This is a genomic window from Flavivirga aquimarina, assembly GCF_030540835.1.
Classification (GTDB): domain Bacteria; phylum Bacteroidota; class Bacteroidia; order Flavobacteriales; family Flavobacteriaceae; genus Flavivirga; species Flavivirga aquimarina.
This window is the reverse complement of the sequence record NZ_JAUOEK010000063.1, coordinates 46435-63607: the sequence shown is the minus strand read 5'-3', so window position 1 is coordinate 63607 and position 17173 is coordinate 46435. Positions and strand designations below refer to the sequence as shown.

12 protein-coding genes are annotated in these 17173 nt (G+C 32.2%); 8 read left to right on the top strand and 4 right to left on the bottom strand.

Annotated features, from left to right (window positions below; translation table 11 throughout):
• Positions 1-258: 258 nt before the first annotated feature.
• Positions 259-567, bottom strand: a complete 309-nt coding sequence (locus Q4Q35_RS04540) for an STAS domain-containing protein (protein WP_303276754.1) — start codon at positions 565-567, stop codon at positions 259-261.
• A gap of 33 nt (positions 568-600) precedes the next feature.
• Positions 601-879, bottom strand: a complete 279-nt coding sequence (locus Q4Q35_RS04535; RefSeq protein ID WP_303276753.1) for an STAS domain-containing protein — start codon at positions 877-879, stop codon at positions 601-603.
• 152 nt (positions 880-1031) lie between these two features.
• On the opposite strand from Q4Q35_RS04535, the gene Q4Q35_RS04530 reads away from it, so the two are divergent.
• Complete coding sequence (locus tag Q4Q35_RS04530; RefSeq protein ID WP_303276752.1) at positions 1032-3092, top strand: tetratricopeptide repeat protein; 2061 nt, start codon at positions 1032-1034, stop codon at positions 3090-3092.
• Positions 3093-3597: 505 nt separating this feature from the next.
• Here Q4Q35_RS04530 and glmM read toward each other — a convergent pair.
• Complete coding sequence (gene glmM / locus Q4Q35_RS04525) at positions 3598-4992, bottom strand: phosphoglucosamine mutase (RefSeq protein WP_303276751.1); 1395 nt, start codon at positions 4990-4992, stop codon at positions 3598-3600.
• Positions 4993-5074: 82 nt separating this feature from the next.
• Between glmM and Q4Q35_RS04520 the strand changes: the two genes are divergently transcribed.
• From Q4Q35_RS04520 to Q4Q35_RS04505, 4 genes are all read left to right on the top strand, one after another.
• Positions 5075-5674: an acyl carrier protein phosphodiesterase gene (locus tag Q4Q35_RS04520; RefSeq protein ID WP_303276750.1), complete on the top strand. Its 600-nt coding sequence runs from the start codon at positions 5075-5077 to the stop codon at positions 5672-5674.
• The gene (ggt, locus tag Q4Q35_RS04515) at positions 5671-7359 is read left to right on the top strand and encodes a gamma-glutamyltransferase (protein ID WP_303276749.1); all 1689 of its coding nucleotides are present in this window, start codon (positions 5671-5673) and stop codon (positions 7357-7359) included. Before Q4Q35_RS04520 ends, ggt begins: the two co-directional genes overlap by 4 nt.
• Before the next feature lie 73 nt (positions 7360-7432).
• Complete coding sequence (locus Q4Q35_RS04510) at positions 7433-8152, top strand: hypothetical protein (protein ID WP_303276748.1); 720 nt, start codon at positions 7433-7435, stop codon at positions 8150-8152.
• Position 8153: 1 nt separating this feature from the next.
• Positions 8154-9467 carry a phenylacetate--CoA ligase family protein gene (locus Q4Q35_RS04505; protein WP_303276747.1) on the top strand — a complete coding sequence of 438 codons (1314 nt, stop codon included), beginning with the start codon at positions 8154-8156 and terminating at the stop codon, positions 9465-9467.
• A 54-nt stretch (positions 9468-9521) separates the two neighbouring features.
• Here Q4Q35_RS04505 and Q4Q35_RS04500 read toward each other — a convergent pair whose 3' ends face one another.
• Positions 9522-10046, bottom strand: a complete 525-nt coding sequence (locus tag Q4Q35_RS04500) for a DUF8685 domain-containing protein (RefSeq protein ID WP_303276746.1) — start codon at positions 10044-10046, stop codon at positions 9522-9524.
• Positions 10047-10384: 338 nt separating this feature from the next.
• On the opposite strand from Q4Q35_RS04500, the gene uvrA reads away from it, so the two are divergent.
• From uvrA to Q4Q35_RS04485, 3 genes are all read left to right on the top strand, one after another.
• Entirely contained in the window at positions 10385-13216 is a 2832-nt protein-coding gene (gene uvrA, locus Q4Q35_RS04495) for an excinuclease ABC subunit UvrA (protein WP_303276745.1), read from the top strand.
• 156 nt (positions 13217-13372) lie between these two features.
• A complete protein-coding gene (locus Q4Q35_RS04490) occupies positions 13373-14062 on the top strand; it encodes an LOG family protein (RefSeq protein ID WP_303276744.1) in 690 nt (229 codons plus the stop codon).
• A 126-nt stretch (positions 14063-14188) separates the two neighbouring features.
• The gene (locus Q4Q35_RS04485; RefSeq protein WP_303276743.1) at positions 14189-17020 is read left to right on the top strand and encodes a gluzincin family metallopeptidase; all 2832 of its coding nucleotides are present in this window, start codon (positions 14189-14191) and stop codon (positions 17018-17020) included.
• The last annotated feature ends 153 nt before the right edge of the window (positions 17021-17173 follow it).

Sequence of the window (17173 nt, the reverse complement as noted above, 5' to 3'; positions counted from 1 at the left end):
GAATCTTTTACTAAAAGAATAAAGCAGTATAAGCTTTTTGATTGAAAAAAATAGTAACAATTGGTGAAGGTGATATTTTTAAATAAAAGGTGAAACCGAAAGTAATTAAGATGAGCTATGGGTAAGAAAAATTTATGTTAGTTTGAATGATGTATATGCACAAAAAAACGATCGAGAATTAATTCATTATAAATAATTCTCGATCGGGTAACCAAAACACTACTACAAATAGGCTTTCAAAAGGGGCTTTTCTTTAATTTATTTGTTATTATAGTCATTATTAAAAATGGTATTCAAGTTAGAGCTATTTAATTGTCTGTTAATACTTTTATTATCCTCACCTAAAACAAATAACACCTTACTTCTTCTTTTTGCTTTAGCTGAAATAAAATGCATGACATTCATTGCTGTCTCATCCATACATGTAACTTGTTTAAGACAAATTACAATCTCATAATACCTATCTAACAGCTTATTAAAGTAATTAGCAACTTGGTTACTATGTGCGTGCGTGAAATCACCGTGTATTTCGAAAACACCCTTATTGTTTATTATTTCAAAATTCATAATATTATAGATTTGGGGATACTTAATATAAAACTAAGCTGCATTTATTAACGCAAAATCATCATAGATTTCTTTGCAACCAGTACCAATAATATAAAATGGTTTATTAAGAGTTAAAGCATTACTATAAAGAGCTCTTATAGTTTGCATACCTTTGACATCGATTTTAGTTACATTTTCAATATCTATGGTTAATGTTTCATGCTCATTAAAAATAGATTCTAAATGATTCTTGAAGTTAGTTGCCGTAGTAGCGTTAATAACTCCTTCTAATAAAAATGTTCCGTTTTCTTCAGTAATTTTAAGTGCCATAATTTTTGGTTTAAATTCATATTAATTGGGGTTAACAATTCCCAATATAGGAATAGAATTTTTATTAAAGTAGGAAAATTCGGTGAATTACTGTTTACTGTAGACGAATGGTTGAAATCTATTGCTTAACTTGCGCGTATTAAAAATCGCTCATGAATTATAAATTACATTTTACCATTATACTATTGTTTATTAGCACATTAAGTATTTCTCAAAACATGCAAGAAGGTTTTAGCTTACTAGAAACCGGTAATTATAAAGCTGCAGAATCCTTTTTTGAAACTATTTTAAAAGATTATCCAGAAAACAAAACAGCAAAATTATGTTACGGACGTGCTATTGGTTTAAATGGACATGCCGAAAAAGCCGTGTCTGTTTTTACAGAATTGTTGACTATTTTCCCTAACGATTTTGAAATCAAGTTAAATTATGCTGAATCTTTACTTTGGGGTAAAAATTATCCTGATGCAAAGCACTACTACGAAGGGCTTATTAAAGAAAACAACCAAAGTTTCGCTGCTCTCTTAGGGTATGCCAACACCCTATCCAATCTTAAAATATATGATGAAGCATTAATTAATGTAAATAAAGCTTTAGAAGTATTACCCGGAAACCCTAATGCCTTAATTTCTAAAAAGTATATCTATTTAGGCTATGCATACCAAAACCAACAGCAACAGAATTATGATAAAGCAGAAACACTTCTTAAAGAAAACTTGTCACTTTTTGAAAATGATAAAGAAACTCTATTGAACCTTGCTAATGTGTATCTTATTTCAAATCAACTTGAAAAAGCTAAAAAAACATACCAAACAATTGGATCTGAACCCAAAAACCAATTAATTTCATTAAACGGACTCGCTTTAGTATCGCATTTAGGAGGCAAAGAAAAAGACGCTCTAAAAATAAGTAAACAAGCTTATAATAGGATTTCTAATACTAAAGACTCCACTTTAATAAACCAAACTAAAGAACGCTATATACAGGCTTTAATCTGGAATAAAAAGTATAAAAACGCACAAATTTTAATAGATGAATTAATTACTAAACACCCCAACGAAAATTGGATATTAGCCTTACGTGCCACTCTAAATATTTATAAAAGTGATTTTAATAAGAGTATTGCGGATTACAATCGTATTTTAAAAAATGATAGTACATCGTTTGATGGTAACTTAGGAAAAGCTAATGCTTTGAAAGCTTTAGGAGTTTATAAAGGTGCCTATGCATCGGCAGAAAACACGTTAAAGTTTTACGACAAACAAAAAGATGCTACTAACTTTATAAAAGATTTAAATACAAGTTTTACACCTTTTATAGAAACAAAAGGGTCTTATACGTTCGATAATGGTGATAATGAAGCCCTTTCTTTTCAGATCAATTTAGAATTTCCAACCTCCACCAAATTTAAATGGCTAGCAAATTACGGTTATAGAACGACAAGTAACTCGATAACCGATAACAAAGCGACATCCAACAATGTTTCTTTAGGCCTAAGCTATCAGTTATTACCCAATATTACATTTAAGGGAACAGGAGGTATTACGTCAGCAAAAGTTGAAACTGATAATTACACACAATTATTAACCGATATCTCTTTTAATATAAGACCTTTTAAATTACAAGTTCTAGATATTGGTTACAAACGAGAGATTCAAAGCTTTAATGCCGATTTATTAGACAGAGAAATTGTGATGAATCATTTGTATGCCAATTATAATGTTAGTACTAATTTTAACTTGGGATGGTTTACACAGTATTTTTATACATCTCAAAACGACGATAACACCAGAAATTTATTATTCACATCGTTATATTATAACATTTTAAGCAAACCAGCATTAAAAGCAGGTTTAAACTACCAATACATTACGTTTAAAAATCAAGTACCTACTATTTATTTTAGCCCGTCTACTTTTAATGCTGGTGAAATTTTTATAAACCTGATTAAAAATGAAGCCATCACCAAACCAAACGAATGGTTTTACGAATTAACCGCTGCCACCGGGTTACAATTTATTGAAAATGATAAAAGTCAAAGTACTTACCGCGTACAAGGAAAACTAGGCTATAAATTTTCAAAACGTTGTTTGGCGAATATATTTGGTACACGCAGTAACATAGCGTCTGCTACTGCTGCAGGTTTTACATTTACAGAAATTGGTGTACGCTTTAAATGGTATTTGTTTGATAAGCCTGTTTTTAGGGAGTAATTAATTGTTATTTTGAGACCTGAGACCAAAAAAATTCTCAAGCGGAATAATGACGTAATGTCTCCTCGAGCGCAGTCGAAACGCTTTAAAGGTAATAACTAACAAGTCCTTCGACTGCGCTCAGGAGGACAATGAAACTATCATTTCGACTACGTCATTGCTTACGCTAGTTAAATTTTAACACGGGTCTCAGACTGACATTTCAGCCTTAACTTAATATCATGCCCTGCCGTTAAATATCTAAATAACAAATAACTAAAAACAGTTTATTAAAATAATAATCATGGATACTGATTATAAATCGACTCCTTATTTTATAATAAACTCTTAAAAAGAGCTTCATATACTTCAAAGCGATGCTCTCGGATTGGTCTTATTTTTGGTTCCGTATTAAAATATAATAATAAGCAAGGTGCTATATTTTTGTATTTCTCCACATATTCATATCTAACCAATTCGTTATTATTTATACGCTGCTTTATTTTGTTATGATACGGATACATTGTTAAACTAAGGCATTGGCAACATGGCCTATCTCCTCAATAAACTTATCAGCTAAAGTATCTGCTTCTTGTTGCGATTTTGCTTCTGTATAAATTCTAATAATAGGTTCAGTATTACTTTTACGTAAGTGAGCCCAACTTTCAGGAAAGTCTATTTTAACACCATCTATAGTTGTTATTTGCTCATTTTGATAACGCTCTTCCATGGCTTTTAAAATACCGTCAACATCTAAATCTGGCGTTAATTCAATCTTCTTTTTACTCATAAAGTAATTAGGATATGTTTTTCTAAGTTCACTAACACTTATATTTTTATCAGCTAGCAAACTCAAAAATAAAGCAACTCCCACCAAGGCATCACGACCATAATGAGACTCCGGATAAATAATACCTCCATTACCTTCACCTCCAATAACAACCTTATTCTTTTTCATAAGCTTTACAACATTCACCTCGCCAACAGCACTTGCTTCATAAGTTCCGCCATACTTCTCAGTAACATCTCTTAAGGCTCTTGTAGAACTCATATTACTAACAGTATTTCCTGGGGTTCTACTCAATACATAATCAGCACAAGCTACCAAGGTGTACTCTTCTCCAAACATCTCTCCGTTTTCATCCATAAACGCCAAACGATCCACATCTGGGTCTACTACAATTCCAAAATCAGCTTTATGTTTCTTTACAGCATCAGACAAATCTGTTAAATGCTCTTTTAAAGGCTCCGGGTTATGAGGGAAATGCCCATTAGGTTCACAGTATAATTTTATAACATCTACCCCTAAACGTTCTAAAAGTAGTGGAATAGCAATACCTCCTGTAGAATTCACGCCATCTACCACAACCCTAAAACGTGCAGCTTCAATAGGTTTTACGGTTACTAATGGTAAGTCTAAAACTTCTATGATATGTAAGTCTATATATGCTTTGTTCTTCGTTATTTTTCCTAGGCTATCAACATCTGCAAAATTCATGGTATTGCTTTCTGCTAATTCTAAAATTTTTGCCCCTTCAACAGCATCTAAAAACTCGCCTTTTTCATTTAACAACTTTAAGGCATTCCACTGTTTTGGATTGTGACTTGCCGTTAATATAATACCTCCATCTGCATGTTCCATAGGTACGGCAACTTCTACCGTAGGTGTTGTAGATAACCCTAAATCAATAACATGAATTCCCAAACCTACCAATGTATTCATTACTAAATCTTGAATCATTTTTCCAGAAATACGAGCATCTCTACCAACAACTACGCGGTAATTTTCTTTTTCTCTGTGCTGTTTTAACCAAGTACCATAAGCAGCAGCAAACTTTACAGCATCAATGGGTGTTAGGTTTTCGCCAACTTGCCCTCCAATGGTTCCTCTAATTCCTGAAATTGATTTTATAAGTGTCATATTTATTTAGTTTCAATATTAAAAATGCAAATATACAATTACAAAGTTGGAATTCGTAAATCAGAATTCGTAAATTTCACAAATGAATTACTTAGCACACATTTATCTCTCTGGAGAAAATGACTTGATAACTATTGGCAATTTTATTGCCGATGGGATTAAAGGAAAAGATTATAAAAAATACCCTAAAGACATTCAAATTGGTATTTTATTACATCGAAATATAGACACCTATACAGATGCCCACAAAACAGTTAGATTAAGTACTAAAAGATTACACGAAAAATACGGACATTACTCAGGTATCATTGTAGATATTCTTTACGACCATTTTCTTGCTAAAAACTGGAACAAATATAGTACCGTACCATTAGAGACATATGTAGATACTTTTTACGATTCCTTAGAAGCTCATTATAATATACTCCCGCTACGAATACAAAAAATGATGCCGTATATGATAGCAGATAACTGGCTTTTAAGTTACGCATCCATCAATGGTATTTCCAGAGTTTTAGATGGTATGAACAGAAGAACTAAAAATAGATCTGGAATGGACGAAGCCATAGTTGAACTTGAAGCATTTTATAAGGAATTTGAAAATGAATTTACAGTATTTTTTAATGAATTGATTGCCTTTTCTAAACAAAAACTTAAAACACTAAATGAGGATATATTATGAAACAACTCCAATACGCTATCTTCTTATTTCTCCTTTTTGTTTCTTGCAAAAAAACCACTGAGCCTAAAAAAATTGGTTTAATAACCAAACATGCTATGGTAGTTTCTGCACGGGCAGAAGCTTCAAAAATTGGCAGTGATATTCTTAAAAAAGGAGGCAATGCTTTTGATGCTATGGCAGCAACACAATTGGCCTTAGCTGTCGCTTATCCATATGCCGGAAACATAGGTGGTGGTGGTTTTATGGTTTACCGAAAATCTAATGGCGACATTGGAGCACTCGATTATAGAGAAAAAGCACCATTAGAAGCTACAAAAGATATGTACCTAGATGAAAATGGGGATGTTATACCCGAAAAAAGCACCTTAGGAGGTATGGCAGTTGGCGTACCCGGGTCTGTAGCTGGCATTTTTGCTGTTCATGAAAAATTTGGAAGCCTGCCTATAGAAGATATTATAAACCCATCAATTAATCTGGCTTACAAAGGCATAATAGTAACAAAGAAGCAAGAGGCCAGGATAAAAAAATACCAGCCACTTTTCTTAAAAGCTAATAAAGATTCCATTCTATTTAGTAAAAAATGGAAAACCGGTGATACCATAAAGTATCCGGTACTAGCAAAAACACTGGAACGTATTTTACAATATGGAAAAAATGAATTTTACACAGGTGAAACCGCTAAAAAACTGGCAAAGTTTGTTCAAGAAAATGGTGGTATTATAACCGAAGAAGATTTAGCAAATTATACTGTTAAATGGCGTACTCCAACTACATTTATGTATGATGATTTAAAAATTATATCTATGTCACCGCCTTCCAGTGGAGGTATTTGCTTAGCACAAATAATGCTTATGATTGAACCTTATGATTTAGATAAATTTGGACACAACTCGGTTAAATCGATTCAGATTATAACAGAAGCAGAACGCCGTGCATATGCAGATAGAAGCTTTTATTTAGGAGATCCCGATTTTGTTAACATCCCGGGAGATACATTAATAAGTAAATCTTATCTAAAAGATAGAATGAATTCTTTTTCTTTCGAAAAAGCGACAGCATCTAAAGATGTATCACATGGCAATGTGCAAGTAATAGAAAGTGATGAAACCACCCACTACTCTATCGTCGATCAATTTGGTAATGCTGTATCTGTAACTACCACGATAAATGGTGCTTACGGATCTAAACTATACTGCTCTGATTTAGGATTCTTTTTAAACAACGAAATGGACGATTTTAGTAGCAAACCCGGTGTTCCAAATATGTTTGGACTTATAGGAGGTATTGCTAATAGTATAGCCCCTGAAAAACGGATGTTAAGCGCCATGACACCGACTATTGTTGAAAAAAAAGGAAAACTATTCATGGTAGTAGGAACTCCGGGAGGGTCTACCATTATTACATCTGTTTTACAAACCATACTCAATGTGCATGAGTATAATATGACCATGCAAGAAGCTGTAGATGCACCGCGTTTTCATCACCAATGGTTACCAGATGACATTAGAATGGAACCAAATTCATTCGAAGCTACTTTAATACTTCAACTTGAAAAACTAGGGTATTCTATAAATGAAAAAGATTCACCCGTAATTGGCAAGGTCGACGGAATACTTGTTTTAGATGATGAATCGCTAGAGGGTGGTGCAGATTATCGAGGGGATGATACAGCTATCGGTTTTTAAAGTTTTTCTTTTATTACTCCGTTAGTATTTAATAATTTAGAACTCTATTTGTTAAAAGTTACTTAGCAATTTTATGGAGAAAAAATCAAAAAAAGTATTTAAGATAGTATCTGGGGTATTTATATTTCTCACTTTGCCTAGTTTGCTATTCTTTGCTTTCCTTTTCTTTAAGTATGATGAAGATTTGCCTAATGGTGTTCAAGGCAAAGAAGCAGATGCGTTAGCTTATAAAATGTTAAAGGCTTTAGATTATGAAGCTTTTAATAACACCGATTATATTGAATGGACATTCAAGAAGCGACATCACTACCAATGGGACAAAGTAAACAACATCTGTGAAGTTTATTGGGAAGACTTCAAGGTTAGTTTAGATTTAAACGACCATACTCAAAATAAAGCTTTTGTTCATAGCTTTAAAGCTGAAAGTGATATATCTAAAGGCCTCATAAAAAAGGCAACCAAATACTTTAAGAATGATTCGTTTTGGTTGGTTGCGCCTTATAGAGTATTTAATAAAGATGCTGAACGTAGACTTGTAATACTTGATAATGGGGATCAAGCACTTTTAGTTACTTTCTCCTCTGGAGGATTAGCCCCAGGGGACTCCTATTTATGGTTACTTGATAATTCTGGAAAACCAACTGCCTTTAAAATGTGGACATCTAAGCTTCCTATTGATGGTTTAAAGGCTACATGGAGCGATTGGATGACTACAGAAAGTGGTGCCCAATTACCAACATTTCATAAACTACTTATTTTAGGATTGGAGATAAACCATATTAAAAGTGAGTAAAATGAAAAAGCAATTAGAATATGCGCGATACATAACTTTTTGGTTTCTCGATTTTTTAAAAGGATCAAAAATAAAAAACCATGTAAAAAACATAACTTTTGTTTTAGAAAATTTTTCCAACCCAAAGGCAAAACTTATAAGAAAAAAAAGCATCGATAATATATTAAAACATGCTGTAGAAACCACCCCTTTTTATAAAAAATATAAGAATTATACCGATATAAAAGACTTTCCGGTAATAAATAAAAGTACTATAAACGAAAACATTAATCAGTTTAAATCTGTTTCCTTTATAAATTGTAAAACGAAAACAGCAAGCACAAGTGGGTCTACCGGAGCTGTGCTCAAAATTGAACATAATAAAAATAAAATCCTTAGAAATTTTGCAGATGTAATATACTTTTCCGGATTAGTTGGTTTTAAAATTGGTTATCAAATATTATTTTTTAGGCATTGGGATGATGATTTGCGAAAAACAAAATTAGTCAATTGGAAGAATAATATAGTCGAATTAGAAGTGTTGAATTTAAGTGATGCATATATTTCTAACACAATAAATAAAATCAAAAACGATTCCTCTACTAAAATTTGGCAGGGATACCCTTCTGGTTTTGAATTAATTTGTAAGTATTTAGATAAAAACAACGCCAGCCCAATACATGCTAATATAAAATCTATAATTACTGTTTCTGAACAAATTAACACTTACACAAAGCAATCCATCAAAAAATATTTCAATGCACCTGTTTTTTCAAGATATTCAAATACCGAAAACGGGATAATTGCACAACAGCTCAATGAAACAAATGATGATTTTACTATTAACTGGGCAAGTTACTATATAGAAGTATTACAATTTGACAAAGACCTATCAGCAAAATCTGGAGAAATAGGACGAATTGTTGTTACAGACCTATTTAACTATTCGATGCCAATGATTAGATACGACACCGGAGATATCGGTTCTATAAACTATAATGTTTCGCCTCCAACCTTTAAAAAAATTGAAGGGAGAAAAACAGATATTATATTAAATACTAAAGGAGATATAGTAACCAGTTTTATTATAGCAAATGTCTCTTCATATAAAGGAATAATACAAGGCCAACTCATTCAGGAAACGCAAAAAGAATATACTTTAAAGTTAAATATAACTGATGAATTTAAAGGTGAAGTAAAAATTATTAAAGAGTTTAAAAGCTATCTAGGCGAAGACGCTCTAATAACAATAGAATACGTTGATGAAATTCCGATATTATCTTCTGGAAAAAGAAAATCTGCCATCAATAACTATATAAAAACCTTATCAAACTAAATTGTTTAAAGATAAGCACATTATCAAACTACCCTTGTATATACTTTTATAAATTTACTTACTCCTCTGCCCTACAAACTTATGTGTATCAGATTTAAACAATACATTAAAACTAGTCAAACTACCATAAATTCTGGTAATATATTGTTGTAAATCTATTTTACCCTGTTCATCCAAATCGCTTGAGTTTATACGTTGCTCCATAACACGCAATCGATCTCTAACCATCGTTATTTTATGGAAAAACGTATCTATTGGTAATTCATAAGATTTTAAACCAGCATCAGCCGGTTCTAAAATGAGCCTTCCGCCTTTGTATTTATCTGCAATAGGCACCACTTCACTAGCATCACTCCATTTCTTTAAAATGCTTACCAAACTACTTTCAACATCAAAAAAACTAACCGTATCCACATCACCGTCGGCAGCTTCAATAACCTCAAATTCACTATCTAAATCAATCGTCTCCAGTCCATTGTCAATAAACGTTACCCAATAATGCTGAGTCGTTACATTGGTTACTACACCTTTCCCATATTCCGGGTGATTAATCCTTGAGCCTATTCCTAATAATTTCATAAATAATATAGTATTCCCTCGAAGGAAGGAATTTATTAACGAACTCGTTTAAACTTTTTGGATTTAAGCGAAAATTAGAAGTTTTTAGTTCTGTTGAAGGCTTTTTTGAGTTGCATAGCTGAGCTACGGAAGGAAAAAAAGACAAAAACAGAGTTGAAAACAGCAATTTTTTAGCAAATTGAAAAAGTTTAAACGAGTTCAATGTTAAACAAAATTTTAATCATTTTCATAAAGAAGAAAATTATTTAATTTTTCTTCACTACAATTATAACAAATCTGGGATAAAACTTCACAAGAAATTAACATCTAAAATCGTAACTTCGCAATTTTGCGATTTTATGAGCCAATTTGATGATATTATAGAAGTAAAAGGTGCCCGCGTACACAATCTTAAAAATATAGATGTATCTATCCCAAGAGAAAAACTTGTTGTTATAACAGGACTATCTGGTAGTGGGAAATCATCGCTGGCATTCGATACTATTTATGCCGAAGGACAACGACGTTACATTGAAACATTTTCGGCCTATGCAAGACAATTTTTAGGTGGTTTAGAAAGGCCGGATGTTGATAAAATTGACGGGCTATCTCCTGTTATTGCCATCGAACAAAAAACAACCAGTAAATCACCACGCTCTACCGTTGGAACTATTACAGAGATTTATGACTTTATGCGTTTGTTATTTGCGAGAGCGAGTGATGCCTATAGTTACAATACGGGAGACAAAATGGTAAGCTATAGTGATGAGCAAATAAAAAAACTCATTATTAGTGATTTTAGTGGAAAACGCATCAATATACTAGCTCCAGTAGTAAGGTCTCGTAAAGGACATTACCGCGAATTATTCGAACAAATTGGGAAGCAAGGTTTTGTAAAAGTACGAACAGACGGTGACATTAAAGACCTTACAAAGGGTATGAAATTAGACCGTTATAAAACACATGACATAGAAATTGTAATTGACAGGTTGGTTATTGATGAGTCGGCAGATAATGATAAACGTCTTAACGAAACCATTAATACCGCTATGTATCATGGTAATGATGTCCTTTTAGTTATCGATCAGGATACTAACAAAACGCGTTATTTTAGTAGAAACCTAATGTGTCCTTCTTCCGGGATTTCATATCCAAATCCGGAGCCAAATAATTTCTCTTTCAACTCCCCTAAAGGAGCTTGTTCAAATTGTAATGGTATTGGAGAGTTGTACCAAGTAAACGAAAATAAAATTATTCCAGACAATAGCTTGTCAATAAAAGCTGGTGCCTTAGCGCCTCATGGACCAGAAAAGAACAGTTGGATATTTAAACAGTTTGAAACCATAGCACAGCGTTACAATTTTAAACTCACAGATGCCTATAAAGATATTCCCGAAGAAGCCAAACAAATGATTTTGTATGGCGGAAACGAAAAATTTTCAGTAAAAAGCAAAACACTTGGGGTTACCCGCGATTATAAAATAGATTTTGAAGGTGTTGCTAATTTTATTGACAATCAATATAGAACAGCCGAATCTACCTCTTTAAAACGTTGGGCAAAAGAGTATATGGACAAAATTGAATGTCCGGAATGTCATGGCTCCAGATTAAAAAAAGAGTCCCTTTATTTTAAAATAAACAATAAAAATATAGCAGAGCTTGCAAACACAGATATTATTGAACTAGCAACCTGGTTTAACAATTTACACGAACATTTATCGGAAAAACAACTTAAGATTGCCGAAGAAATTTTAAAAGAAATAAAATCCAGACTGCAATTTTTATTAGACGTAGGATTAAATTACTTATCACTTAACAGAAGTTCTAAGTCCTTATCCGGTGGTGAAGCACAGCGCATTCGCTTGGCTACTCAAATAGGCTCACAATTAGTAGGCGTATTATATATTTTAGACGAACCCAGTATTGGATTGCATCAACGAGATAACGAAAAACTCATTAACTCTTTAGTATCACTTCGAGATATAGGAAATTCGGTTATCGTAGTAGAACATGACAAAGACATGATCGAACGTGCTGATTATGTTATTGATATCGGACCAAAAGCCGGAAAACATGGTGGTGAAATAATTAGCATAGGTAATCCTGATGAGTTAAAAACACATGATACTTTAACTGCCGATTATTTAAAAGGTACTAAAGAAATAGAAATCCCAAAAAAACGCAGAACGGGTAACGGCAACTTTTTAGAACTAAAAGGCTGTACAGGAAACAACTTAAAAAATGTATCCGTAAAATTCCCGTTAGGAAAAATGATAGGAGTCACAGGAGTTTCAGGTAGTGGGAAATCAACATTAATCAACGAAACCCTCTACCCTATTTTAAATGCTCATTATTTTAATGGTGTAAAAATACCCATGCCATACAAAAGTATTAAAGGCTTAGAGCATATAGACAAAGTGATTGATATAAACCAATCCCCCATTGGAAGAACCCCACGAAGCAACCCGGTTACATATACAGGCACTTTTAGTGAAATTAGAGCCTTATATGCTAAAATACCCGAAGCCATGATACGTGGGTATAAAGCTGGACGTTTTAGTTTTAATGTAAAAGGTGGACGATGCGAAACCTGTCAAGGTGGTGGATTACGTGTTATTGAAATGAATTTTCTTCCAGATGTATATGTAGAATGCGAAACCTGCCAAGGTAAACGTTTTAACAGAGAAACATTAGAAATTCGTTATAAAGGAAAATCTATTAGTGATGTATTAAACATGACTATTAATGAAGCTGTCGAGTTTTTTGAACACATTCCCAAAATCTATAACAAATTAAAAACCATTAAAGATGTAGGCTTAGGCTATATCACTTTAGGACAACAAAGCACAACGCTTTCGGGTGGAGAGGCACAACGTATTAAACTTGCTACAGAATTAAGCAAACGAGATACAGGAAATACCTTTTATATACTTGATGAACCAACTACAGGTTTGCATTTTGAAGATATACGAGTGCTTATGATTGTACTTAACAAACTCGCAGATAAAGGCAACACAGTACTTATTATCGAGCATAATTTAGATGTTATAAAAACCGTAGACCACATTATAGATATTGGGTATGAAGGAGGACAAGGTGGCGGACAAATTATTGTTGAGGGAACACCGGAAGACGTTATTAAACATAAAAAAAGTTATACCGCTAAGTTTCTTAAAAAAGAACTGGGTTAATGGGTTTGGTTCAGAAAGCAGTGGTTGGTAGACAGCAAACAGTAAGCGAAAGTAGTTTGTAGGAAATCGAGTGAAAAAATAGTTACATTTGAAAAAATGATATTAAGCTTATTCAATAAAAATAAAACATACGAATAAACATATAAATTTTTATATATGAGAAAAGAACAACATCATAAAGGGTGGAATGAAATAAAAACAAACGATTCCTGGGCTATTTTTAAAATAATGGGCGAGTTTGTTAATGGATTTGAAAAAATGAGTAAAATAGGCCCCTGTGTGTCTATTTTTGGATCGGCCAGAACCAAACCAGAAGACAAATACTATAAACTAGCAGAAAAAGTCGCAAAAAACATTGTAGAAGCAGGGTATGGTGTAATAACTGGTGGTGGCCCCGGAATTATGGAAGCGGGTAACAAAGGAGCTCATTTAGGAGGCGGTACATCTGTTGGACTAAATATTGATTTACCTTTCGAACAACACGACAATCCATATATAGACCATGATAAAAGCTTAGATTTCGATTATTTCTTTGTTCGCAAAGTCATGTTTGTTAAATACTCTCAAGGTTTTGTAGTTATGCCTGGTGGATTCGGCACCTTAGATGAACTGTTTGAGGCCTTAACCCTTATACAAACACATAAAATAGGTAAATTTCCAATTATACTTGTAGGAACAGATTTTTGGGAAGGTCTGTTAGACTGGATAAAAAAAACATTGCTAGATTCATTTTCAAATATCAGTGCAAAAGATCTGGATTTAATTCATTTAGTAGATACCGAAGAAGAAGTCATAACTATTCTTGACTCATTCTATAAAGAATCTGGATTAAGTCCTAACTTCTAAATTTTTCAATCTTTTTACGACTAATAGTTTAGAATCAAAAACATTGGTGAGTTTTAAAAACACCATATTTGTTATATTGCAATGCCTTTATATTGAATCATTAACCTTTAAATGTTAAACAGTAAATTGAAATTACGCCTTTTTAATTGTATTATTTATGCACTAATATGCTTCACAAGCTTCAGTCAAAATAAGATTGACGTAAAGGCGGTTTTTGATATTGAGAACAAACAAATCAAAATATCTCAAACCATTCAATATCAAAATACGACGCAAGATGAGTTGCAAACAATCTATTTAAACGATTGGAATAATAGTTACGCAACAAAAAAAACACCCCTAGCCATCCGGTTAGCAGACGAATACAAAAATGTCTTTCATTTAGCAAAAAATAAAGACAGGGGCTTCTCTGTTATTACTTCCATTAAACAAGATAATCACGATTTAGTATTTGAGCAACTCAAAGGTCAAATAGATATTGTTAAAGTGGAATTAAGTGCCCCTTTAAAACCTAACGATTCTTATACAATTGAGTTAGAATATATCGCTCAAATCCCAAATGCCAAATTTACAAGCTATGGTATTACAAATTCTGGCGATGTAAATTTAAGATACTGGTATATTACACCAGCTATTTACAATGGTGAATGGCAATATTATAGCAATAAAAATTTAGATGACTTATTCATTCCTAAATCAGATATTTCATTAGAAATAGAGCATCCAAACGCTTATGTTTTAACTTCAGAATTAGATTTAATTAATAAAACACAACTACCAGATAAACAAATAGTTAAGTTAAAAGGAAAAAACAGAAATAACAACAAATTATTTTTAAGTAAAAGATCAGATTTCAACACCATCCAATCTGAAGATTTCGCCATAGTTTCCAACATAGATGACGAAGGGCTAGAAGTGATAGACAAAGTATTAATTACAGAGAAAATCACAAAATTCATTCAAAATAACTTTGGAGAATACCCGCATAAAAAGCTCTTATTAACAGAAATTGATAATGTAAAAGCACCAGTTTATGGCTTAAATTTTTTACCAAAATTCATAAGAACTTACCCAAGGCATTTTCAATACGAACTTAAATTATTAAAAGTTGCGCTACAAAATTATTTAGAAAATACACTACTGGTAAATCCAAGAAAAGAACAATGGCTAATGGATGGTATCCAAATATATTATTTAATGAAATATGTTGAAATACACTATCCAGACATGAAATTCCTTGGAACTTTGGCTAAGATTTGGGGAATTAGATCTTTTCATATTTCAGATACTAAATTTAATGATAAATATACATTAGCTGCCATGTCTTCGGCAAGAACAAACAGAGACCAGCCGCTTGCCATGCAAAAAGACTCTCTACTAAAATTTAATGTTAATATTGCCGGTAAATACAAAGCAGGTATTGGGTTCAAGTATTTAGATGATTTTATAAACGGTCAAATATTAGAAAATAGCATCACCTCGTTTTTATCCAATAATAAATTAAAATACACCACAACTAAAGACTTTGAAACCTATTTAAAATCTAAAACAAACAAAGACATCGATTGGTTTTTTAACGAATATATAGCCACTCGTAAAAAAATAGATTTCAAAATAAAAAAAGTAATTAAAACAGAAGACTCCATAACACTTACAATAAAGAATAAGCAAAATAATAGCATGCCTATTTCCTTATATGCTTTAAATAATGATAGTATTATATCTAAAACGTGGGTAGAAAACATTACAAAAAACAAAACCCTTACAATACCTAAAAACAATACAAATAAGCTCGTTTTAAATTACGAAAAATTCGTTCCGGAAATCAATACCAGAGATAATTGGAAATCATTAAAAGGGTTCTTTTTTAACAACAAACCATTACAATTTAGACTTTTCAAAGATATAGAAGACCCTTACTATAACCAGGTATTCCTTATGCCTATTGTGGAGTTTAATAATATTTATGATGGATTAACCTTAGGAATGCGAGCCTATAACACGACTATCTTAAGAAAACTATTTAAATATAAAATAGAACCATCATACGCTTTCAAATCCAAAACTATAACAGGTTCTGCTTCCCTATCTAAAACGCATTATTTCGAAAACAACAATCTATATAGCATAAAATACGGAATTGGGGGAAGCTATACATCTTATGCAGAAGACTTATTTGTTAGACAAATAGAGCCCTCAATATCACTATATTTTAGAAGAAGTAACGATCTTCGCTCAAACAAAAGACAAATATTAACCTTTAGGTATTTAGATATAAAAAGAGATGAAGATGTAAATAATATCTCTCCTACCTCTAGGCCCAATTATAAAGTTTTCAATATCCGCTATAGAAACTCTAACGACAATCTAATACATTTTAATAAATGGTATACCGATTTTCAAATTGGAGAAAAGTTCAGTAAAATAGCCTTTAATTATGAATACAGGTATTTATTTGAAAGTAATAGGCAATTAAACTTGCGTGTATTTGCAGGTGCTTTTATAAAGAATAAAACAGATATAAACTCAGACTATTTTAGTTTTGCTTTAGACAGGCCAACAGATTACATGTTCGATTACCCTTATTTAGGACGTTCTGAATCATCAGGTATCTTTAGTCAGCAATATATAGACGCAGAAGGCGGATTTAAATCTAAGCTAGAAACCCCTTTTTCCAACCAATGGATTACAACTCTTAATGCCAGTACAACATTATGGAAATACATATTGGCATATGGCGACATTGGATTTATTAAAAACAAGTTTGACGATCCACATTTCGTATACGATTCCGGTGTACGGGTTAATTTGGTTACAGATTATTTCGAAATTTACTTTCCTGTATATTCAAACTTAGGTTGGGAAATAGGCCAACGTAAATATGATGAAAAAATCAGATTTAAATTTACTGTAGACCCACAAATCCTTTTAGGCTTATTTAGAAGAAGATGGTATTAATATTTTGAATAATAATTATTTTTTTACCTTTTTTACTGAATAATTCGTATTTTTTAATTGTTTTTTTGTTTATTATTAAATATACATCAAGTATTTAAGCAACAATATAATTGCAAAAACGATAAAGATTTACTACTTTTGCACGAGCAAAAG